The sequence below is a fragment of the Promicromonospora sp. NPDC057488 genome, from assembly GCF_042802395.1.
Taxonomy (GTDB): Bacteria; Actinomycetota; Actinomycetes; order Actinomycetales; family Cellulomonadaceae; genus Promicromonospora.
The window spans coordinates 24,194-44,950 of the sequence record NZ_JBHVEG010000029.1 but is presented as its reverse complement, the minus strand read 5'-3'; the positions used below and the strand labels follow the sequence as shown (position 1 = coordinate 44,950).

Sequence of the window (20,757 nt, the reverse complement as noted above, 5' to 3'; positions counted from 1 at the left end):
GTCAGGCGGATGCCGCCTCCTTCGCGACGTCGGCACGCTCGGGCGTCCGCGAGCCCAGGGTGTCCCGCAGGGTGTCCCCCGCGTACCGGGTGCGGAACACACCCCGCTCCTGCAGCAGCGGGACGACGTCGGTGAACACCTCGTCCAGGCCCGTGGGCGTGATGGTCGGCACGAGCATGAAGCCGTCGCTGGCCCGCGACTGCACGTGCTCGTCGATCTCCGCGGCCAGCTCGGCGGCCGTGCCCACGAGCTGGCTGCCGCGAGTGGTGGCCTCCACGACGACGTCGCGCACGCTGAGGCCCCCGGCCTGCGCGCGCTCGTGCAGGTCGGCGGCCTGCGCCCGGGAGTCGCGGTGCGCCGTGGCCCGGCCGGCGGTCAGCTCGACGCCCTCGACGACGTCGGACAGCGGGGGCAGCTCGCCGTCGACGTCCAGCCCGTCGAACCGGCGGCCCCAGACCGTCTCGACGTACCGGACGGCCGTCGCGGGGCTGACCTGCGCCCGCCGCTCGTGCCGGGAGCGCTCGACCGCCTCCTCGTGGGTGTCCCCCAGCGCGAACGTCGCCGCCGGGAGGATCTTCAGGTCGTCCTCCGCGCGGCCGTGGGCGGCCAGCCGCGCCGTGATATCGGCGTAGAAGTCGCGCCCGGCGTTCGGCTCGGCGAACGGGGAGAAGATGGCGTCGGCGTAGGTCGCGGCGGTCTCCCGCCCTTCAGGCGACACGCCCGCCTGGAGCACCACGGGCCGCCCCTGTGGGGCGCGCGGCGTCGCCGGCCGGGCCTGCACGTCGAAGAACCGGCTGCGGTGCGTCACGGTCTCGCTCGTGGCGGCCGCGTCCCACAGCTCGACGGCGGTGGCGAGGAAGTCCTCGGCGCGCGCGTACCGGTCGGCGTGCGCGAGGTAGCCGCCCCGGCGGAAGTTGGCGCCGAAGAAGGCGTCGTGGCTGGTCACCACGTTCCACCCCGCCCGGCCGTGCGAGACCAGGTCCAGCGACGCGAGCTGCCGTGCCAGCTCGTACGGCTCGTTGTACGTGGTGTTCAGGGTCGCCACCAGGCCGATGTGCTCCGTGACCCCGGCGAGCGCGGCGAGCTGGGTCAGGGAGTCCGGGCGGCCCACGACGTCCAGGTCGTGGATCTCCCCGGCGTGCTCGCGCAGGCGCAGGCCCTCGGCCAGGAAGAAGACGTCGAAGAACACCGCCTCGGCCGCCCGCGCGAGGTACGTGAACGACGCGGGGTCGATCTGGCTGCCCGACCGCGGGTCGGACCAGATCGTGGTGGCGTTGACGCCCGGGAAGTGCGCGCCGAGGTGCACCCGGCGCTTGTCGGTGCGGGTGCCGTCGGGCCGGGTGGCGGTCATCGTGCGGTCTCCTGCTCGGGCTGGGTGGCGTAGCGGCTGGCGGGACGGGGCAGGCCGAGGCGGTCCCGGAGGGTGGGTCCGACGGCGGGTGCGGGGTCCTCAGGCTCCGGAGGCTCGGGCTGGACCTGTGCCGCCACCAGGGCGGCGGCCTCGACGTCGGCGACCGCCCCGGTGAGCACGACGCCGTCGGCGCCGGTCGCGGTGCGCCAGCCCGCGAGCACGCCGGCCAGGCGCTCCCCCGGGTGGGCGGCGTGCGGGGCCGGGGGCTCGGCGGCGGCGAGGGCGGTCACGTCCAGGTCGGCCAGCACGGGCACGTCCGGGCGGCCGGCCGCCTCGAGGGCGGCGCGCACCCTGGTGACGGCGTCGTGAAGGTCGGTTCCGGCGTGCACACGGACGAGGTCGGCGTCCTGGACGGCGACGGCGAGCGCCGGGTCGTCGTCCGCGCCGTTCACCTCGACCACGACCGGTACCTGACCCTGCGGGCTGCGCGGCACGATGGAGGGGCCCTTGACGGAGAACCGCTCGCCCTCGAAGTCGACGTAGTGGATCTTTTCCTTGTCCACGAAGCGGCCGGTGGCCACGTCGCGGATCTCGGCGTCGTCCTCCCACGAGTCCCACAGGCGGCGGGCCACGTCAACGACGTCGCGCGCCTCGGCCCAGGCCTCCGCCGCGTCGGGTGCGGTGCGGCGCCCGAACGCGGCCGCCTCGGCGTCGGACAGGGAGACGCCCACGAGCCAGCCGGCGCGCCCGCCGCTGGTCCAGTCGAGGGTCTGCACCACCTTGGCGACGTGGAACGGCTCGGTGTGCGTGACCCGCACGCGCGGGACCAGGGCGATCCGGGCGGTGCGGGACGCCGCGGCCGCCGCGATGGTGGGCGCGTCGACGGCACCTGCGAGGTAGTCGTCGTCGAGCAGCGCGAGGTCCACCCCGGCGGCGTCGAGCGCGCGCAGGGACGCGATCGCTGCGTCGGTGTCGGTGACGGGCGGCAGGGCGGCCGCGACGAGCAGCGGGGTCAGGGACTTGGCGTAGCAGCGGCTGATCACGGTGTCCTTCTCGTAGGGGCCGAAGGGCGCGACCGGGCGCCAGCCCTCGCGCTCGTACAGTCGGTGGGCGTCGGGCTGGAGGTAGCCCGTCTGCAGGTGGACCTCGGTGTACCCGGCCTCCCGCGCGACCTGCTCGACGGCGGCCAGCAGCCGTGCGCCGAGCCGCCGGTTGCGGCCGGCGGGCGCCACGAAGACGCGCTTGACCTCGGCGTAGGCGCCCGTGCGCTTGAGCGCCGCGGTGCCGACGGGATCGTCGCCGGCGAGCGCCAGCACGGTGGCGACGACGTCGGCGACGTCGACCGGGGGCGGCCCCTCACCGCGCGGGACGTCCACGTACCGGGGCGCCACCTCGGCGTCCATGGCGGCGCGCAGGGCGACGACGCGGGGGTCGTTCCAGCCGGCGCGCACGAAGGTGACAGGCGGTGAGGTGGTCATCTCTCTCCCGGGTAGGTGGTGACGGGACTGCCGAAGGGATCGCCGACGAGGTCGCGCCCCACGGAGTCCAGGGTCGGCGCCCCGCACAGTACGAGCGCCCGCCGCACGTCCTCGATCGTGTCGCGGGCCCAGCGCTCGACGCCGTCGGCGCCGCCCTCGGCGAGCGCGCGGGCCACGGGCCGCCCGGCGAGCACGGCGCGGGCGCCGAGCGCGAGCGCCCGGACCACGTCCTCGCCGCGGCGGATGCCGCCATCGACCAGCACGGGGACACGCCCGTCGACGGCGTCGACCACCTCGGGAAGGGCGTGCGCGGTGGTGACGGATCCGGCGAGCTGGCGGCCGCCGTGGTTGGACACGACGACGGCCGCAACCCCGGCGTCGACGGCGGTGCGGGCGTCGTCGGCGCGGAGCACGCCCTTGACGACGACGGGCAGGCCGGTGCGCGCGGCGAGGCGCGCGACGTCGCGCGGGCCCAGGTCGGTGGCCGTGCCGAGCGGGGTGCCCGGGGCGACGTCGGGGAAGTTCGCGGCGACGCGCGGGCGGCCGTCGGACGGCGCGAGGCGGGCGAGCCCCGCGCGGAACGGCAGCGTGTTGCCGACCGCGGGGTGGTCGACGGTGAGGACCAGGGCCGTGGCCCCGGCGGCGACCGCGCGGTCGAGGAAGCCGTCGATCAGCGTGCGGTCGTCGGGCACGTAGACCTGCTGCCAGAACGGGCCGGAGTGCGCGGCGACGTCGGCGACCGGCACGGACGAGCCGGCGGACTGCACCATCGGCAGCCCGGCCGCGGCCAGCCCCCGGGCGGTGGCGACCTCGCCGTCGGGGTGGACGAGCTGGTGGCCCGCCCAGGGCGCGGCGAGCACCGGCACGGGCGCGCGCAGGCCGAGCAGCTCGATCGCGGTGTCCACGTGCGTGACGTCGCGCAGCACCCGCGGGCGCAGCGGCAGCGCCTCCCAGGCCGCGACGTTGGCGCGCACGGTCGCGCCGTCGCCGGGGCCGCCGTGGACGTACGCCTCGACGGCCTCCCGGACGGCGATCTGGTCGGTGCCGGCCCAGTCCGGTGCGGCCGTCACGCGTCCACCGCCTCGGGCAGGGCGGCCACGAGCTGCCGGGTGTACTCGTGTCTGGGGTTCCGGAAGACGTCGTCGACCTCCCCCTCCTCGACCACGCGCGCGTCGCGCAGCACGAGCACGCGGTCGGCCACGTGGTGCACCACGCCGAGGTCGTGGGAGACGAAGACCAGCGACGTGCCGCGCTCGGCCTGGATCTCGGCGAGCAGGTCGAGCACCTGGGCCTGGACGGAGACGTCGAGCGCGCTGGTCGGCTCGTCGCACACGAGCACCTCGGGCTCGGGCGCCAGCGCGCGGGCGATGGCCACCCGCTGCCGCTGCCCGCCGGACAGCGACCGGGGGTGGCGGCCGAGGATCGTCTCGTCCAGCCCGACGCGGCGCAGCAGCCCGACGGCGCGGCCGCGAGCCTCGTCGGCGGACAGGCCGAGCCGCAGCGTGGACTCGCCGATCACCCGGCCCACGGTCCAGCGCGGGTCGAACGAGCTGAGCGGGTCCTGCGAGATGAGCTGGACGTGGCCGCGCCGGGGCCGGCGCGCCCGTTCGGGGAGCGGCACCCACGGCTCGTCGAGCACGCGCACCTCGCCGGCGTCGGGCTCCAGGAAGCCCAGGACCAGGTTGACCACGGTGCTCTTGCCCGAGCCCGACTCCCCGACGATGCCGAGCGTCTCGCCCGCGCCGAGGCGGAAGGACACGTCGTCCACGGCGAGGGTGCGGCCGTGGCGGCCGCCGCCGAACGACTTCGACAGGCCGCGGGCCTCCAGGACGGTGCGGGCTGGGTCGGCGGTCCGCGCGGGCAGGGCCTCGCGCGCGACGACGACGGCACCGTCAGCAGCCGGACCAGCGTCGGGAACGATGTCCGGCCCGACGCCGGGAACCGGCGCCAGCCGCCGCCCACGCGAGGCCGCCGACGGCACGGCGTCCAGCAAGGCCCGGGTGTACGCCTCGCGCGGGGCGCCCAGCACCTCGCCCGCGGGCCCGGCCTCGACGACGACGCCGTCGCGCATCACGAGCACGTGGTCCGCGATCCCGGCGACCACGGCGAGGTCGTGCGAGATGAGCAGCAGCCCCGAGCCCTGCGCGGCCCGCTCGGCGAGGGTGTCCAGCACCTGGGCCTGGACGGTGACGTCGAGGGCGGTGGTCGGCTCGTCGGCGATGATCAGCCGCGGGTCCGCGGCGATGGCCGACGCGATGAGCGCCCGCTGCCGCAGCCCGCCGGAGAGCTGGTGCGGGTACTGCTCGACGCGCACCTCGGGCCGGGGCACGCCGACGGAGCCGAGCAGCTCGACCGCCCGCTCGCGCGCCGCACCCCGGGGCACCACCCGGTGCGTGTGCAGCACCTCGCCGATCTCCGCGCCGACGGTCCGCAGCGGGTCGAGGGAGACCAGCGCGTCCTGCAGCACCATGCCGATCCGGCCGCCGCGCACCTGCCGCCAGCGCCGCTCGGTGAACCCGGTCGCGTCCTCGCCGTCGATCTCCAGGCGGCGGGCCGTGACGTGCGAGCGGGGCCCGGCCAGGCCGAGCAGCGCCCGGGCCGTGACGCTCTTGCCCGAGCCGGACTCGCCGACGATCGCCACGCACTCCCCGGGCCGCACCGCGAAGGACACGCCGCGCACGGCCGCGGTCCGCGGGGCGCGACGGCCGGGGCCGGTGGCGAAGTCGACGGTGAGGTCCTCGACGGTGACCAGCGGGACGTTGCTCATGACTCCCTCCCGTCCGTGCGGGCCTGGAGCCAGCGCCCGAGCACGGTGAACGCGATGACGGTCCCGGTGATGAACACACCGGGGAAAACACCTGCCCACCAGGCCACGCGCAGCACGTCGCGGGCCTCGGCGAGCATGACGCCCCACTCGGGGATGGGCGGCTGCGGCCCGAGCCCCAGGAAGCTGAGCCCGCTGACCGCCAGCACGGACGTGCCGACGTCGATCGCGGCGAGCACCGGGACGGACGTCAGGGCGTTGGGCAGCACGTGCTCGCGCAGCACCGCCCACCGGCCCCGGCCGTGCACGGCGGCGTGCGCCACGTAGTCGGCGCGCGTGACGACGAACGTCTGGCTGCGCACCACCCGCGCGTACAGCGGGATGCCCGCGATGCCGATGGCGACGGCGACGTTCCAGACCCCCGGGCCGGTGAAGGTGACCACCAGCATGGCCAGCAGGATGGCCGGGAACGACGAGAGCACGTCGAGCAGCCGGGTCAGGCCCTCGTCGAGCACCCGCCCGGCGCGGCCCTGGAGGAACGCCCCGGACAGGCCGGCGGCCACGCCCACCACTGTGCCGGCCACGACGGCGATGGCCGTCGCGGCCAGGCCGATCAGCACGGAGTAGCGCGCGCCGTGCACGACGCGCGTCCACACATCGCGCCCCAGGCGGTCGGTGCCGAACAGGTGCTCGGCCGACGGCGGGCGCAGGCCCGCGGCCGGGTCGCCCGTGAACGGGTCGAGCCGCGTGAACAGACCGGGCGCGATCACCAGCAGCGCGAGGAAGGCGACGACGGCGCCCGCGGCGAGCACCGCGGCCGGGGGCACACGGCGGCGCGACCGCACGACAGGCAGGGTCGGGACACTCATCGAGCACCTCGCAGCCGGGGGTCGACGACGGCGTAGAGCACGTCGAGCAGGGTGGAGACGGCGACGTAGACCGCCGCCGCGAGCAGCACGACCCCGAGCACCACGGGGACGTCCTTGTTGGTCACCGCCAGCAGGGTGACCTGGCCCAGGCCCGGGCGGCCGAAGACCTGTTCGGTGATGACGGCGCCACCCAGCAGGCCGCCGACCAGGCTGCCCGCGACAGTCATACCGGGCAGCAGCGCGTGCTTCAGCGCGTGCCGCCACACCACGAGCGACTCGCGCACGCCGCGGGCGCGCACCGTGATCGCGAACGGCTCCAGCACGGTGCGCTCCATCGACTCGCGCAGCACCTGGCTCAGCAGGCCCGCCGTCGGCAGCGCGAGCGCGACCGTGGGCAGCACGAGCGACTGGGCGCCGGTGCCGCCCGCCACGGGGAAGAGCCCGAGGCCGAACGAGAACACCATCAGCAGCAGGATTCCGGACCAGAACACCGGGACGGAGACGAGGACGAGCTCCGCCGTGGACAGCAAGCCGCGCACCACGCGCGGGCGGCCGACCGTCGCCGTGGACAGCACCACGGCGAGCAGCACGGCGACCACGCCCGCGGTCAGGGTCAGCACGACGGTGGAGCCGAGCTGGTCGCCGATGACGTCCAGCACGGGCTGCCGCTGCACGTAGGACGTGCCGAGGTCGCCCTGCACGAGCCGCCCGAGGAAGTCGAGGTACTGCGCGAACGCGGGCCGGTCGAGCCCCCACTCGGCCACGAGAGCCTGGCGCAGCTCGGGGTCGGCGAGGTCGCCCGCCAGGATGTCGGCGACCGAGCCGGGGACGAGCTGGAGCGTCCAGAACGCGACCGTGGCGGCGGCCCACAGCACCACGACGCCCGTGACGACCCGGGTGACGAGGCGCCGCAGGACGGGGTGCGGGCCCGCAGCAGGAGCGACCGGGCCGGCGCCCGGCCCGGCCGCCTCCTGCACCTCGACGGCGGCGCTCGTCACGGCTGGACCCACACGTCGTACGAGCCGGCCGGGGAGTCGAGCTGCGGCTCGAAGGCCAGCCCGTGCACGGTGTCCTTGGCCGCGACCGTGTACACCGGGTGGTACAGCGGCACGTACCGCGCGTCGTCGACGACGGTCGCCTGGATCTCGTCGAGCGCCTTCTTCCGCTCCGCCGGGTCGAGCGACGCGCGGCTGGCCGCCACCTCGTCGTCGAGCACCAGGTCCGGCTCGGCGGCGGTGTAGAGGAAGCCCTCGCTGGAGAAGATGCTGCGGAACAGGTTGGACGGGTCCGCCGTCGGCAGCGTGTTCGGGTAGACGGTCCAGGTGCCCTTGGCGGTCTGGTCGCTCCACAGGGCGCCGGTGATGATCTGCACGTCCAGGTTCAGCCCGATGTTCTCCTTGAGCTGCGACTTGATGGCCTGGAGCAGCACGTCGCGCTCGTCGCGCACGTACGGCTCGGGGTAGCCGACCTTGATGGTGAGGCGCTCGCCGTCCTTGGTGCGGTAGCCGTCGTCGTCCCGGTCGGTCCAGCCGGCCTCGTCGAGCAGCGCGTTGGCGCCGTCGACGTCGTTGCCCCAGGAGCCCACGAGGTCCTCGTCGAAGTACGGGCTGTCCGGCCCGAGGCTGGAGTACGCGCGCTCGACCGTGCCGAGGTACTGGTTCTCGATCAGGGCGTCGAGGTCGAAGCCGTCGCGCAGGGCCTGGCGCACGCGCACGTCGTCGGCCGGGGCGATGCGGGTGTTGATGTTCAGGCTGAACGCGGTGCCCGTCGTCGGGCCGGTCAGGTACTGGAAGCCGGGGGCGTCCTGGAACACGGTGGTGTCGGTGACCTGGACGTTCTCGATGACGTCGACCTGGCCGGCGGTCAAGGCGCCGGTGCGGACGGTCGCCTCGGGCAGGTACCGGTAGGTGACGTCGTCGAGGTAGGCGGCGCCGGTGTGCTCGGCGTAGCCGGGCGCCCAGTCGTAGTCGTCGCGCCTGTCGAAGCTGATCTCCTGCCCGGCGGTCCAGTCGGCCACGGTGAACGGGCCGGTGCCGACCAGCTCGTCGGTGGGCTGGCACAGGTCGCCGTCCGCCTTCAGGGAGGCGGGCGCCAGCACCGAAGCCCCGATCGAGGCAACGGAGTCGAGGAACGCGGCGTCGGGCTGCGCGAGGGTCACCACGAGCGTGTGGTCGTCCGTGGCCTCGGCGTGGTCGTACGCCGCGAACGCGGCGCGGCTGTTCAGCGTGGAGTCCTCGGCGGTGATGGCGTCGTAGTTCTGCTTGACGACGTCAGCCGTCAGCGGCGTGCCGTCCGAGAAGGTGACGCCGTCGCGCAGCGTGAACGTGTACACGGTCTCGTCGTCCGAGATCTCCCACTCCTCGGCGAGCCACGGCGTGTAGCTGCCGTCGGCCGCCTTGCCCACCAGCGACTCGGCGTAGTTGCGGATGATCGGGTACGAGTTCTGCTGGCCGGAGCGCTGCGGGTTGTAGCAGACGGGCTCGACGCTGACGCCCCAGGTCAGCGACCCGCCGGCGACCGGGTCGCCGGCCGGCGACGCCCCGCCCGTGGAGGCGGCGGAGCCGGTCGAGCAGGCGGCGAGGGACAGGGTCAGGACGACGGCGGCGGCGGGGGCCGCGAGGCGGGCGGAGCGGGTCAAGGGCATGGCTGTGCTTCCTGTTCGTACGGCAGGGAAAAAGGGGGTCGGACGGCGGGCCGCCGTCAGGCGGTGACGAGCTGCGCGGCGGGCTCGGTCCAGGTGCCGCGCCGGCGCAGGGCGGGCACGAGCCCGTCCGCGACCCAGCGGGTCTCCTCGAGGTTGGGGAAGCCCGAGACGATGAACTCCTCCACCCCGAGCCGGCGGTACTCCTCGAAGCGCGCGGCGACGTCGTCGGAGGAGCCGACGAAGCCCAGCGCGGGGCCGCCGGCCACGAGGCCGAAGCCGCCCCAGATGCCCGGCGCGACCCACAGGCTCTCCGGGCGGGTGACGTCCGCGGCGGCCAGGTGGGCCTGGCCGCGCTGCTGGCCGACCGACTGCCGGGCCAGCAGGGACTCTCGGAGCCTGGCCTGCGTGGCGGGGTCCACGCCGTCGAGCAGCGCCAGCGCGGCCCGCTCGGCCTCCTCGTGCGTGTCCCGGACCAGGATCCAGGCGCGGACGCCGAACCGCGCGGTGCGCCCCTGGGCGGCGGCGAGCCCCCGGATCCACTCGATCTTCCCGGCGAGCTGGTCCAGCGGCTCGAGCCAGGACAGGTACACGTCGGCGTGCCGCGCGGCGACGTCGCCCGCGTAGGAGGACGACCCGCCGAACCACACCTCGGGGGTGTCCGGGATGCCGAGGCCGCGCCCGTTCGCGCGCTCCAGCCGGCCCTCCCGGACGGTGTAGTGCCGGCCTTCGTGGTCCACGGTCTCGCCGCGGAACAGGGCCCGGTAGATGTCGAGGAACTCGCCCGTCCGGGCGTACTGGTCCGCCTTGTCGCCCAGGTCGCCGTGCAGCCAGGCCTCGGCCCCGGGCTCGCCGGTGACCACGTTGAGCGCCAGGCGCCCGCCGGAGACCCGCTGCAGCGTGGCCGCACGGTGGGCGGTGTAGGCGGGCGTCGTCGTGCGCGGGTGGAGCGCCACCAGGAACCGCAGGTCCCGGGTGACCGCCGCGAGCGCCGACGCGACGACCCACGGGTCCTCGCAGTAGGAGCCGGTGGGGACCAGCACGGAGTCGAACCCCGCCTCCTCCACGGCCAGGGCGACCTGGGTCAGGTAGGACAGGGTGGGCGGGCGGAAGGGCGAGCGTGGCGCCTCGCCGTCGATCCGGTGGACGTTCGTCCCGCCGCGCAGGACGTCGCGGGACTCCCCCGCCGTCGGCAGGTACCAGTGCAGGCGTGGCGTGCTGGTGCTCATCGTTCTTCCGTCCTCCGAGCCGGGCTCGGTCCGCGCTTGCCGCACGACGAGCGCGCGGCCTGGTCGTCACCCGGAGCACCCCGCCGCGAAGGAGGGTTGCTGCCCGACCAGCCGGGGCTTGTCGTCGGGACTCATGACCACATGACCGTCGGCGTGCCCTGTGGCACGTCGACGGCCGGGAATGTAAGGACGGAACGGACCTTCGTCAACGATTCCGGCGGACGTCTCGGATAGTGGATCTAGGACGGCAGGCTGCACTCCGCGCCGTCCGGCGGCGTCTCGAGGTCGAGCAGGTAGCTCTCGACCGCGTCGTCGACGCAGTCGCTCCCGCCGAGCAGGTAGGCGCCGTGCTGCTTGCCGTGCACGGTGAGCAGGTGGCCGCCCAGCTCGCGGGCCATCGCGACGCCGCCCTCGTGCGGGGTGCCCGGGTCGCCCGTCACCGAGACCACCAGGGTCGGCGGGATCTCGGCGGCGGCCGTGGGCTCCTCCGCCTCGGCCCGCTCGGGCCACCCCTCGCACTCGTGGTGGTGCACCCGCGTGAAGGCGTCGAGGTCGAAGATGGGCGCGACGTCGGCGATGTCGCGAGCCAGGGCCGTCGTCTCCTCGGGGGTGAGCGTCGGCCAGTCCATGCAGCGGGTGGCGACGTTCGAGTCGAAGTCGAGGCCGTAGGCGCCGTCGGCGCCCCTGCCGAAGTACCTGTCGCGCAGCGCCAGCAGCGCGTCCGCCCGGCCCGCCTCGTACTCCTCCAGCGCCGTGAGGACATCGGGCCAGTGCGCCTCGGCGTACAGCGCGCCGACGATGGCGGTGTAGGCGTCGTGGACGCTGACGTCACGCCCCGCCGCGGTGGGCGCGGGGTCGTCGGCGAGGGGCTCCAGGATCGCGCGGAAGCGGTCGGACGCCGACGCCGGGTCGCTGCCGAGCACGCAGTCGGGCGCCTCGGCGCAGGTCGCGGCGAGGTCGTCGAACGAGGCCTGGATGGCCACGTACTGCGACAGCCGGAACTCGGTGGCTGTGAGGTCGGGCGCGATGGCGCCGTCGATCACGACGGCCCGCACCTTCTCCGGGAAGGTCTTCGCGTACAGCTCGCCGAGCTCGGAGCCGTAGCTGTAGCCCAGGAAGCTCAGCTTCTCGTCGCCGAGCGCGGCCCGCATGACGTCCATGTCGCGCACGGTGTTCATCGTGCTGATGCTCGTCAGGGCCTTGGTGCCGCCGGTGCCCTCGACGCAGCGCTGGGCCATGGCCGCCGCCTGGTCCGCGCTCGTGATGTCGTAGACGGCGCCGATGCGGAACCCGGCGCCCTCGTCGTACTCCTTGTCGGTGAAGCACTCCGCACGCGGTGTGGTCGCGCCGACCCCGCGGGGGTCGAAGCCGACGATGTCGTAGTGCTCCGCGACCGCGGTCGCCTGCCACCGCTCCCGGAGCAGCGCGACGAAGTTGTTGCCCGAGCCGCCGGGCCCGCCCGGGTTGACCAGCAGGGACCCCTGGCGCTCGCCCGTGGCCGGCAGGCGCAGCATCGCGATCTGCCCGGTGTCCCCCTGGGGCTCGGCGTAGTCGATCGGCACCTCGACGGTCGCGCACTCCAGGTCCGGATGAGCGAACAGGGCGGCGTCCGCGGCGGTGGTCGCCGTGTCCACGCACGTGCCCCACTCAGGGGCCTGGTCGAGGAACTGGCCGAGATCGCCGCTCGCCGAGGACGACGGCGACCCGGACGGTGGCTGGGCCCCCGGGCCGCACGCGGCGAGGAGGGCGAGCGAGGCCGCGGCCGCGGCGGCGGCCAGCGCGCGCAGTGGAAGTGGTCGGGTCGGAGCTTTATTTAGCATAGCCATGCCAGGAAAGTTAGCATGGCCGTGCCAGAAAGTGCTAGAAAGGGGTCATGCCCAAGAGAGTGGACCCGGAAGCCCGGCGCCAGCAGGTGGCCGACGCCGTGATCGACGAGATCGTCGAGCACGGCCTGCGGGCGGTGACCCTGGCCCGGATCTCGGCGCGCACGGGCCTCGCGATCGGGAGCATCCGGCACTTCTTCGGCGACAACATCCGCGAGGTCATGCGCTTCACGCTGGGCGTGCTGACGCAGCGGCTCACCCGCAGCGCCCTGCCCAGGTCCGACGACCCGCTGGACCGGATCGCGGACGTGCTGATGTTCGCCGCCCCGACCAGCGAGCAGGAGCTGCGCGAGCACACCGCGTTCATCGAGTACCGGGTGCTCGCGCGCACCGACCCGGAGTTCGCGGCAGACATCGCCGCGACGTCGGTGACGGGCGCCGAGGCGGTACGCACGCTGCTGCGCGACGCCCTCACCGGCCGGACCGTCGACGAGGAGACGTTCGAGCGCGAGACGCTCCAGCTGTTCACCCTGATCGAGGGCTTCTCGTTCAGCGCGGCACAGCGGGCCGCTCCCCTGCGCGAGGCGGACGTCCGGGCGATCGCGACGGCGACCGTCGACCGGCTGCGCGCCGCCCATCCCCTCACCTGAGCGCCGCCCGCTATCGTCGCCGCAGCACCACGCGACCAAGGAGAACCAGTGAGCACCGAGCGCTACGAGGCCGTCGACTACCACACGGGCGGTGAGCCGTTCCGGATCGTCACCACCCTGCCCGTGCCCGTCGAGGGCGACGACGTCGCCTCGAAGCGGATGTTCGCGATCGGGTCGCCCGAGATCCAGCGGATCCGGCAGATCCTCTGCCACGAGCCGCGCGGCCACGCCGACATGTACGGCGGGTTCGTGGTCGAGCCCGACGACGACGGCGCGCACCTCGGCGTGCTGTTCTGGCACAAGGACGGCTTCTCGACCGCGTGCGGGCACGGCACCATCGCGCTGGGCGCCTGGGCGGTCGAGACGGGCCTGGTGGCGCCGGACCCCTCGGGCACCACCGACGTCGTCATCGACGTACCCTCCGGCCGGGTGACCGCCCGGGTGCACACCGACGCCGACGGGACGGTGACGGCGGTCGACTTCGTCAACGTCCCCGGCTACGTGCTCGCGCTCGACGTCCCGGTCGCCACGTCGCGGGGCGACGTCACCGTGGACGTGAGCTTCGGCGGCGCGATCTACGCGCAGCTCGACGCCCGCAGCGTGGGGCTGACCGTGGCGCCGGAGCACACGGACGAGATCATCGCGATCGGCCGCGAGATCAAGTGGGCGCTCGACGAGTCCGTCCACGCCGTCCATCCGACCGACGACCGGCTGGGCGGGATCTACGGGACGATCGTCTTCGAGGACCTGGGCCCCGGCGACGACGAATCCGGGCCGCGGCAGCGCAACGCCACGATCTTCGCCGACGGCGAGCTGGACCGCTCCCCCTGCGGCTCCGGGACGTGCGCCCGGCTGGCCACGCTCACGGAGCGGGGCACCCTGCCGGACGGCGCCGCGCTGCGGCACGAGTCGATCGTCGGCTCCCGCTTCACCGGGATGGTCCTGGACCGGGTCGACGTCGCGGGACGGGCGGCCGTCGTCCCGCAGGTCACCGGCACCGCCTACCGGACCGCCGAGCACGTCTTCGTCGTCGACCCCCGCGACGACCTCGTCCCCGGGTTCGTGCTGCGATGACCGCGCAGCCCGGGACGATCCCCTACCTCACCGCGGACGACGTCCGGCACCGGCTGGCGCCCGCCGGGGCCGTCGAGGCGCTGCGCGCGGCGCTCCGGGCCGGCCTGCGGCCCGAGGCCGACCACGCGCGCATCGCCGAGCCGCTGACGAACGGCGAGCTGCTCCTCATGCCCGCCGAGGCCGGCGCGGACGCCGGGATCAAGGTGCTCAGCCTCGCGCCGGGCAACCCGGCGCGCGGCCTGGCCCGCATCCAGGGCCTGTACATCCTGTTCGACGCCGAGACGCTGACGCCCCGCTGCCTGGTCGACGGCCCGGCGCTGACCGACCTGCGCACGCCCGCCGTCTCCGTCGCCGCCACCCTCGACGCCCTGCGGCGCTCCACCGCGCCGCTCGACGTGGTGCTCTACGGCGCCGGGCACCAGGGCATCGGCCACCTGGACACGCTGCGCGACGCGCTCGCCGGGCACCGCCCGCTCGGCACCGTCACCGCGGTGGTCCGCCGGCCCGACCGGGTCGCCGCGGGCGGCCCACTCACGCGCGTGGTGGCCACGGGCAGCGCCGAGGCGGTCCGCGCCACGGCCGCCGCGGGCGTCGTCGTCTGCGCCACCACCGCCCGGGAGCCGCTGTTCGACGGCGCCCTGGTGCGCGACGACGCCGTGGTGATCGCCGTGGGCTCCCACGAGCCCGACGCGCGCGAGCTCACCGCCGACCTGCTGGGCCGCGCCACCGTCGTCGTCGAGGACGTCGCGACCGCGCTGCGGGAGTGCGGGGACGTCGTCCTGGCGGTCGCCGAGGGCGCGATCACGGCGACGGACCTCGTGCCGATGGCGGACGTCGTCACCGGGGCAGTCGCGCTCCCGGCCGACCGGCCCGTCGTGTTCAAGAGCTCCGGGATGTCCTGGGAGGACCTCGTGGTCGCCACGGCGGTCGCGGGCAGGTAGGCGCGGGGCGGGGCCGGAGCAGCCCGCCTAGAAGTCCGCGAGCCGCCGCCGGCTGCGGTCCTCCGTCGCGACGAGCACGTCCAGGAGCTGCTCCTGCATACCCACGCGCCGGTCCCGGAACCGCGCGTCGTCCCAGAGGTTGGTGACCTCCTGCGGGTCGTTGACCAGGTCGTACAGCTCCCCGGTCCGCTCGCGGTCGGTGCTCGGCGCGCCGTGGTGCACCACGACCTTCCAGTCGTCGGTGCGCAGCATCGTGGTGTGCACGGGCACGTCGTAGGGGATGCAGCTGTTGCGGTACTCGGACAGCGCCCAGCCCCGCGCGTCGTCCCACTGCCCCGACCTCGCGAGACCCAGCAGGCTTGAGCCCTGCGCCCGCGGGAGGGCGTCGACGCCGGCCGCCTCCAGCAGTGTGGGCGCGAGGTCGATCCACTGCACCAGGTCGTCGCGGACCTCGCCCTCGGGCAGCTCCCCGGGCCAGCGCACGATGAGCGGCACGCGCACCGAGCTCTCGAACATCATGGGGCCCTTGAGCAGCATCTGGTGGTCACCGAGCAGCTCGCCGTGGTCGCTCGTGAAGACCACCAGCGTGTCGTCGGCCAGCCCCTCGTCCTCCAGCGCGGCCAGGATGCGCCCCACCTCGTCGTCCACCAGGGAGACCATGGCGTAGTAGTCGGCGACGATCCCCTGGATCTCGTCGGCCGTGTAGTCCTGGAAGCCCGGCAGGCTGCCCGCGTACGACCGCGCCGAGGCCTCCCGGTAGATCGCGGGCTTGTCGTCGAGGTCGTCCGGGCCCCCGACCGGGCGGGGCAGCGCCTGGGCGTCGTAGCGCTCGCGGTACTCGGGCGGCGCGCCGAAGCCGTGGTGCGGGTCGAAGAAGTTCACGACGAAGCAGAACGGCTTGGCCTTGTCCCGGCCTGTTGTCAGGTAGTCGATCGCCTCCTCGCCGATCCAGTGGCTGTAGTGCGCCTCGGTGGGCAGCCGGTCGATCGCGTCGCCGCCCTGGGCCAGGGTCTCGTCGAGCAGGCCGGGGAACCGCTCCTCGAGCCAGGTGTGATAGCTGTTTTCGGGGCTGCGCACGTACGGGTCGTGCGACCAGCGGAACACCCGGAAGCCGTCGTCGAGGCGCGGCTCGGTGCGCCCGCCCCAGGCCGAGCCGAGGTGGAACTTGCCCACCAGGCCGCAGTCGTAGCCGTCGGCCGCGAGCGCCGCGGTGAAGAGCTGCTCGCTCCCGGCGATGTCGACGCCGTTGGCCCACAGGCCGTGGTTGCGCGGGTAACGGCTGGTCATCAGGCTGGCGCGGGACGGCGCGCACACGGGCGACTGCACGATGCAGCGGTCGAAGCGGACGCCGTGGGCGGCGAGGCGGTCGAGGTTCGGGGTCCGGATGGCGCTGTTGCCGGCGGCGGCGAGGGCGTCCCAGCGCTGCTGGTCGGTGCAGATGAGCAGAATGTTGGGCCTGGTCATGGTGGTGCGGGACTCCTTGGTGGTGAGCGGGTCGGGGCGTCGGGAGGCGCCGGGTCAGTTCTTCACGGCGCCGGCGATGCCCTCGACGAAGTAGCGCTGCAGCAGCACGAACACGAGCAGGACCGGGACGAGCGACATGGTCGCGCCGGCGGCGAGGCCGGTCCAGTCGGTGGAGTTGGTGCCCTGGAAGGCGAGCATGCCGACGGCGAGGGTGCGGCGGTCGGGGTCGCTGAACGTGAACACGAGCGGGACGAAGAAGTTGCTCCAGGTCCCGATGAACGTGACGACGGCGACGGTCGCGGTGATGGGCCCGGACAGCGGCAGCATGACGCTGAAGAAGGTGCGCAGGAACCCGGCGCCGTCCACGTGGGCGGCCTGCTCGAGCTCGTCGGGGATCTGGGCGAAGAACCCCGTGTACAGCAGGACACCGGCCACGTTGCCGCCGGCGGAGAGCGCGAGGATCAGCCCGAGGGTGCTGTCGAGGATGCCGAGCTCGGTGCTGAGCCGCACGACCGGGATGATGGCGAGGCCGGTGGGGATGAAGCTGGCGGCGAGCAGCACGCCGAGCACGACGCGTCGTCCGCGGAACCGGTACCGGCCGATCACGTAGCCGGCGGTGGCGCACCGCAGGATGACGACGACGACCGAGCCGATCGTGACGATCAGCGAGTTGAGGGTGTAGCGGGCGAACCCGGCGGTCTGCCAGGCGTCCACGTAGTTCTGCCAGTTCCACTGGTGCGGGATCAGGCTGAGGCCGTCGGTGAAGATCGAGGCGTCGTCCTTGAGGGAGGCCGCGAAGATCCACAGCAGCGGGTAGACCCAGGCCAGGGCGAGCACGGCGAGGACGGCGAACTGGACCCAGCCGGCCGCCCGCCGGCGGGTCATGGCGGCCAGTCCCCTGGTCGTGGTGGTGGTCATGGTGGTGGTCATGGTTCCGGTCACCGGACCGCTCCCTTCCGGCCGATGAGCCGCGAGACGATCGCGGCGACACCGACCACGACGAGGGTGAGGACGCCGAGCAGCACGCCGATGGCGGAGGCGTACCCGTACTCGGGCCGGGCCGTCTCGAACGCCTGCTGGTAGATGTAGACCTCGGTGACGAGGGTGGAGAAGAACGGCCCGCCGCCGGTCATGGTCTGCACCAGGTCGAAGATCTGCATGGTCTCGACGATGGTGAGCATGGTGATGATGGCGACGAACGGCGCGAGCATCGGCAGGGTGATGTGCGTGAAGCGCTGCCGGGCGGTGGCGCCGTCGACCCGGGCGGCCTCCTGGACGTCGTTCGGGATGGTCTGCAGCGCGGCCAGCCAGTACATGAGGGTCAGGCCGAGCCACTTCCAGAAGTGGACGCCCATCACGGTCCAGAGCGCGGCCGAGGAGTCGCCCAGGAAGTCGACCGGGCCGATCCCGAGGTTGCCGAGCACGTGGTTGACGGGCCCGCCCGCCGGGTCGAGCACGAAGTTCATGACGATGCCGATGATCGCCGTCGTCGCCACGACGGGGACGAAGAACGCGGTGCGCAGCACGCGGGCGAACGGCAGGCGCGGGTCGTTCAGGAAGATCGCAAGCACGAGCGCCAGCAGTACCCGCAGCGGCACGGTGACCACGATGATCAGCAGCGTGACGCCGATCGACCTCCAGAACAGGGGGTCGGAGAACGCGAGCTGGTAGTTGGCCCAGCCGGCGAACGGCCGCTCGGGGCCGTAGCCGGACCAGTTGAGGAACGAGTACCAGATGCTGGCCAGCGCGGGCCACACCGTGTACGCCCCGAAGAGCACGATGGTGGGCAGCAGGAACAGCCAGATCCAGGGTCCGTGCCGGCGTCCTCGGCCCTGCTCGGGCGCGGGCGCGACGGCCTGCCGGGTGGGTGGGGTGCTGACGAGGGTCATGAGCGGGGGCTCCCGGTGGTCTGGTCGGCGCTCTCGTCGAAGATCCAGTCGTCGAGCGAGACCTCCTGGCCGCGCGAGCGGACCACCTCGATGGCGCGGTCGCGCTCGGTCGCCAGGCGGCTGCGGTAGCGCGTGAGCTCGGCGCCGACGTCGTCGACGTTGCCGCCGAGGTAGCCCTGCGCGATCTCGCCGAGGTTGGGCCGGATCTGCTTCATCTCGGACAGCACCGCGCCGACGACGGGGTTCTTCGCCACGGGGCTGGGCGCGAGCCGGACGCTGTCCCGCATGAGCGAGACGGCCCGCACGTAGGCCTCCGGGACGTCGGCCTCGGCGACCGCGCCGACGTCGGCCGGCGGCTGGTCCATGGCGGCGGCCAGGCCCCGCGCGTAGTCCGTGGTGGTCATCCGCGACAGGATCTCGCTCGCGGCCGCGGCGTCCGACGACGTCCGCGACAGCCAGAACGAGCCGCCGACCGGGCCGTTCATCGCCCGGGCGACGCCGTCGGGCGTGGGCATGTCCGCCAGGCCGAGCGTGGCGAGCGCGTCGGGGAACTGCCCCGCCAGGACGCCGACGTTCCAGGGCCCGTCGAAGAACAGCCCGGCCGAGCCGCCCACCCAGCGGGCGCGCGCCGTGCGCACGTCGAGCGACGTCGAGGACGGGAACATGACGCCGTCGCGCACCAGCGAGCCCAGGAACTCGAACACGTCGCGGAACTCGGCGGAGTCGAAGGGGTACTCCCCGGTGCGCGCGTCGGCGACGCCGGGGGCGTCGGCGCCGTTGCCCGCGAAGCTGAGCACCGCGCCCGCGCCGGTCGCGAGGTCGATCACGTGCTGGCGCAGCCGGTCGAGCAGCGCGAGCCCCTCGATCCAGCCGGACGAGGTGCCCGCGGACGTGAGCGCGCCGGCCAGGGACCGGAACTCGTCCCAGGTGCGCGGCCCGTGCTCCGGGTCGCCCCCGGCCGCCTCGACGGCCCGCTGGTCGAACCAGGTCAGGGTGGCGTGCTGGTGCGGCGTGAACAGCGGGAAGGAGTACAGCTCGCCGCCGAACGTGTGCAGGCCCTCCACGAGGGTGCCCTCGGGGAACCGGGCGCGGGCCTCGGGGCTCAGCTCGATCGGCCGCACCCAGCCGTTCTCGACCAGGACCAGCTCGGGCACGCCGTACCCGTTGGTGAACACGTCGGGCACCTGGCCGCTCTGCTGCGCGAGCTGCAGGGCCTGGCCGAGGCCCGCCGGGTCGTAGACGGTGTGGTCGACGGTGACGCCGAGCCGGCTCGCCACGGCGTCGAAGGTCTCGCGCTGCAGGGCCTCCAGCGGCTGGAACTGGTCCCACCAGGTGATCGTGCCGGCGACGTCGCGCGCCGGGCCGGAGCGGCCGCAGCCCGCGAGCCCGAGTGCGCCGGCCAGGCCGGCGGCACCACCGAGGGCCAGGAAGGTGCGGCGGTCGAGGTTCCTCATCCATCCTCCGTGCAACGTTGCATCTGCGCCGTGCAACGTTACACGGCTGCGTTCGAACGTAGGGGGCCGGGCCGCGCGGTGTCAATGCGTGAGCGTCAGACCGCGCGCGTCGAGTCGCGCACCACGAGCCGGTGCGGCGAGACGTGCCGGCCGGGGCGGCGTGCGGGATCGGCCCGGCGCGCGGTGACGAAGCCGAGGGCCGCGGCGGCGAGGTCGTCGAGGTCGTGCGCCACGGTCGTGAGCGACGGCGTGACGTACCGGCTCTCGGGCGCGTCGTCCCAGCCGGTGACCGCGACGTCCCGCGGCACCTCGATGCCGCGGCCCGTGAGCGCGTGCAGTACGCCCACGGCCAGCTCGTCGGTGGCGCAGACCACGGCGTCGTACCCCGACTCCCCCGCCGGAAGCCGCTCGCCGACGGCGACGCCGGTCTCGCGCCCGAAGTCGGGCGTGCCGAGCACCGCCGAGTCGGGCAGGTCCAGCCCCTCGGCGCGCAGCACGTCGCGCACACCCTCCAGCCGCAGCGCCCCCGGGCCGGTGCCCTTGCCGTGCTCGGTGCCGACGAAGGCGAACCGTCTGCGGCCGGTCGCCACGAGGTGGGTCGCGACGTCGCGCGCGGCGGCGCGGCTGTCGATGAACACCTGGTCGAACGCGTCGCCCCGCGTGTGCTCGCCGAGCAGCACGGTCGGCAGCTCGGGGCGCAGCTCGGCCAGGTCGTCGCTCGTGAGTGACATCGGGCAGATGAGCGTGCCGCCGACGCCCCGGTGCGGGTGGCTGCTCGCCACCCGCTGCTCCTGCTCGACGACGCCGCCCGTCTCCTCGATGACCACCGTCATCCCGAGGCCGCGGGCCCGCTGGATGACCGTGTGGGCCAGGGCCGAGTAGTAGGGCGAGCGGATGTCGGGCAGGGCGAGCTGGATCACCTCGGACGTGCCGCTGCGCAGCAGCCGGCCGGCGGCCGACGGGACGTACCCGACCTCGGCGATGGCGGCCTCGACGCGGGCGCGGATCTCGCCGGCCACGCTGGAGCGGCCGTGGAGCACGTTCGACACGGTGCTCGCCGAGACCCCGGCACGGCGTGCGACGTCCTTCACCGTCGCGGGCCGGCCGCGGACCAGGGACGTCATGGCCCC

The 20,757-nt window shown here is 74.3% G+C and carries 17 protein-coding genes and 1 riboswitch; of the genes, 3 read left to right on the top strand and 14 right to left on the bottom strand.

The features are described 5' to 3' along the window. Position 1 precedes the first annotated feature (1 nt). The 9 genes from ACFU5G_RS08660 to ACFU5G_RS08620 all read right to left on the bottom strand — a co-directional run bounded on the left by ACFU5G_RS08660 (position 2) and on the right by ACFU5G_RS08620 (position 12,158). The gene (locus ACFU5G_RS08660; protein ID WP_377242768.1) at positions 2 to 1,351 is read right to left on the bottom strand and encodes an NtaA/DmoA family FMN-dependent monooxygenase; all 1,350 of its coding nucleotides are present in this window, start codon (positions 1,349 to 1,351) and stop codon (positions 2 to 4) included. Continuing rightward, entirely contained in the window at positions 1,348 to 2,829 is a 1,482-nt protein-coding gene (locus ACFU5G_RS08655; protein ID WP_377242766.1) for an LLM class flavin-dependent oxidoreductase, read from the bottom strand. Before ACFU5G_RS08655 ends, ACFU5G_RS08660 begins: the two co-directional genes overlap by 4 nt. After that, positions 2,826 to 3,899 carry an alpha-hydroxy acid oxidase gene (locus ACFU5G_RS08650; protein ID WP_377242764.1) on the bottom strand — a complete coding sequence of 358 codons (1,074 nt, stop codon included), beginning with the start codon at positions 3,897 to 3,899 and terminating at the stop codon, positions 2,826 to 2,828. The genes ACFU5G_RS08655 and ACFU5G_RS08650 overlap by 4 nt, the downstream gene beginning before the upstream one ends. Then, positions 3,896 to 5,596 carry a dipeptide ABC transporter ATP-binding protein gene (locus ACFU5G_RS08645; protein WP_377242762.1) on the bottom strand — a complete coding sequence of 567 codons (1,701 nt, stop codon included), beginning with the start codon at positions 5,594 to 5,596 and terminating at the stop codon, positions 3,896 to 3,898. Before ACFU5G_RS08645 ends, ACFU5G_RS08650 begins: the two co-directional genes overlap by 4 nt. Further along, entirely contained in the window at positions 5,593 to 6,462 is an 870-nt protein-coding gene (locus tag ACFU5G_RS08640; protein WP_377242760.1) for an ABC transporter permease, read from the bottom strand. The genes ACFU5G_RS08645 and ACFU5G_RS08640 overlap by 4 nt, the downstream gene beginning before the upstream one ends. Next, positions 6,459 to 7,460 (bottom strand): ABC transporter permease, encoded by a 1,002-nt coding sequence (locus ACFU5G_RS08635; protein WP_377242758.1) that lies wholly within the window; start codon positions 7,458 to 7,460, stop codon positions 6,459 to 6,461. The genes ACFU5G_RS08640 and ACFU5G_RS08635 overlap by 4 nt, the downstream gene beginning before the upstream one ends. Then, a complete protein-coding gene (locus ACFU5G_RS08630) occupies positions 7,457 to 9,106 on the bottom strand; it encodes an ABC transporter substrate-binding protein (RefSeq protein ID WP_377242756.1) in 1,650 nt (549 codons plus the stop codon). Before ACFU5G_RS08630 ends, ACFU5G_RS08635 begins: the two co-directional genes overlap by 4 nt. 56 nt (positions 9,107 to 9,162) lie before the next feature. Then, positions 9,163 to 10,332 carry an LLM class flavin-dependent oxidoreductase gene (locus tag ACFU5G_RS08625; RefSeq protein WP_377242754.1) on the bottom strand — a complete coding sequence of 390 codons (1,170 nt, stop codon included), beginning with the start codon at positions 10,330 to 10,332 and terminating at the stop codon, positions 9,163 to 9,165. Between the two features lie 27 nt (positions 10,333 to 10,359). Next, positions 10,360 to 10,471: riboswitch (SAM riboswitch) on the bottom strand. A 100-nt stretch (positions 10,472 to 10,571) separates the two neighbouring features. Then, positions 10,572 to 12,158: an alpha/beta hydrolase gene (locus tag ACFU5G_RS08620; protein ID WP_377242752.1), complete on the bottom strand. Its 1,587-nt coding sequence runs from the start codon at positions 12,156 to 12,158 to the stop codon at positions 10,572 to 10,574. A 47-nt stretch (positions 12,159 to 12,205) separates the two neighbouring features. Here ACFU5G_RS08620 and ACFU5G_RS08615 point away from each other — a divergent pair, with 47 nt between their 5' ends. From ACFU5G_RS08615 to ACFU5G_RS08605, 3 genes are read left to right on the top strand one after another with little or no spacing between them, the layout of a single operon-like run. Beyond that, the gene (locus ACFU5G_RS08615) at positions 12,206 to 12,805 is read left to right on the top strand and encodes a TetR/AcrR family transcriptional regulator (RefSeq protein WP_377242750.1); all 600 of its coding nucleotides are present in this window, start codon (positions 12,206 to 12,208) and stop codon (positions 12,803 to 12,805) included. Between the two features lie 48 nt (positions 12,806 to 12,853). After that, complete coding sequence (locus ACFU5G_RS08610; protein WP_377242748.1) at positions 12,854 to 13,879, top strand: proline racemase family protein; 1,026 nt, start codon at positions 12,854 to 12,856, stop codon at positions 13,877 to 13,879. Continuing rightward, on the top strand, positions 13,876 to 14,820 hold the full coding sequence (locus tag ACFU5G_RS08605) for an ornithine cyclodeaminase family protein (RefSeq protein ID WP_377242746.1): 945 nt from the start codon (positions 13,876 to 13,878) through the stop codon (positions 14,818 to 14,820). Before ACFU5G_RS08610 ends, ACFU5G_RS08605 begins: the two co-directional genes overlap by 4 nt. A gap of 27 nt (positions 14,821 to 14,847) precedes the next feature. Here the strand turns inward: ACFU5G_RS08605 and ACFU5G_RS08600 are convergent, their stop codons facing one another. From ACFU5G_RS08600 to ACFU5G_RS08580, 5 genes are all read right to left on the bottom strand, one after another. Next, on the bottom strand, positions 14,848 to 16,284 hold the full coding sequence (locus ACFU5G_RS08600) for a sulfatase-like hydrolase/transferase (RefSeq protein WP_377242744.1): 1,437 nt from the start codon (positions 16,282 to 16,284) through the stop codon (positions 14,848 to 14,850). A gap of 54 nt (positions 16,285 to 16,338) precedes the next feature. After that, complete coding sequence (locus ACFU5G_RS08595; RefSeq protein ID WP_377242742.1) at positions 16,339 to 17,226, bottom strand: carbohydrate ABC transporter permease; 888 nt, start codon at positions 17,224 to 17,226, stop codon at positions 16,339 to 16,341. Continuing rightward, entirely contained in the window at positions 17,223 to 18,173 is a 951-nt protein-coding gene (locus tag ACFU5G_RS08590; protein WP_377242740.1) for a carbohydrate ABC transporter permease, read from the bottom strand. Before ACFU5G_RS08590 ends, ACFU5G_RS08595 begins: the two co-directional genes overlap by 4 nt. Next, positions 18,170 to 19,627, bottom strand: a complete 1,458-nt coding sequence (locus ACFU5G_RS08585; RefSeq protein ID WP_377242738.1) for an ABC transporter substrate-binding protein — start codon at positions 19,625 to 19,627, stop codon at positions 18,170 to 18,172. Before ACFU5G_RS08585 ends, ACFU5G_RS08590 begins: the two co-directional genes overlap by 4 nt. 95 nt (positions 19,628 to 19,722) lie before the next feature. Next, the gene (locus ACFU5G_RS08580) at positions 19,723 to 20,751 is read right to left on the bottom strand and encodes a LacI family DNA-binding transcriptional regulator (protein ID WP_377242735.1); all 1,029 of its coding nucleotides are present in this window, start codon (positions 20,749 to 20,751) and stop codon (positions 19,723 to 19,725) included. Positions 20,752 to 20,757 lie beyond the last annotated feature (6 nt).